Origin of the sequence: Nitratidesulfovibrio sp. 1201_IL3209 (assembly GCF_036763125.1) — a bacterium.
Taxonomy (GTDB): Bacteria; Desulfobacterota; Desulfovibrionia; order Desulfovibrionales; family Desulfovibrionaceae; genus Cupidesulfovibrio.
Genome location: NZ_JBAIYT010000077.1, coordinates 1 through 625, shown reverse-complemented (window position 1 = coordinate 625; position 625 = coordinate 1). Strand labels below are relative to the sequence as shown.

The 625-nt window shown below is 53.3% G+C and carries 1 protein-coding gene; it reads right to left on the bottom strand.

Going from position 1 to position 625, the window contains the following annotated elements; translation table 11 throughout:
- Positions 1-250: 250 nt before the first annotated feature.
- Entirely contained in the window at positions 251-574 is a 324-nt protein-coding gene (locus tag V6B97_RS17110; protein WP_333507712.1) for a non-specific lipid-transfer protein, read from the bottom strand.
- Positions 575-625: the final 51 nt, after the last annotated feature.

Sequence of the window (625 nt, the reverse complement as noted above, 5' to 3'; positions counted from 1 at the left end):
TGATAATTAGATTATTTTATATATATATCAGGTAGACAGCTAGCTAGCTAGTTGAGCAAAAGCCACAGAGGAACTGTGGTCAAGTTCATAATGCTGCTGCTGCATTGCATATACTGCTCTTACATATTGCATCAAGAACTCCACTCCACTCCTGTCAAACTGGATGGAGCCACAATTGATGCATCCTCCTCATCATTTTATTATAATTTTACTACCATCCCTTCGAAGTTCATCATCATCTTATCTAATCTCACTTCACCTTGGTGCAGTCGGTGGAGGCGCTGATGGGGTAGGGGACGTTGACGTGGCACTTGCCGGGGATGCCGGCGACGAGGGAGGGGTTGATGCCGGAGATGCCGGTGGCGGTTTTCTTGACGCAGTTGCAGGCTGTCTGGCGGTCGACCGTCGTACTGGCGGCCGAATTCAGGCTCCTCACCCCGTTGCAGCAGGCGGAGGTCAGCGGACCCTTGCCCTGGGCGTAGTTCACACACTGCGAGAGGTAGCCCACGACATTGCCGCAGGTCAGAGCTTCGGCCGCCGGAGGGCTGGCCACGACGACGAGGAAGGCAAGCATGAGGACCACAAGACTAGCATTAGCAGTTCGAGCTGCAGCCATGGCTTCTTG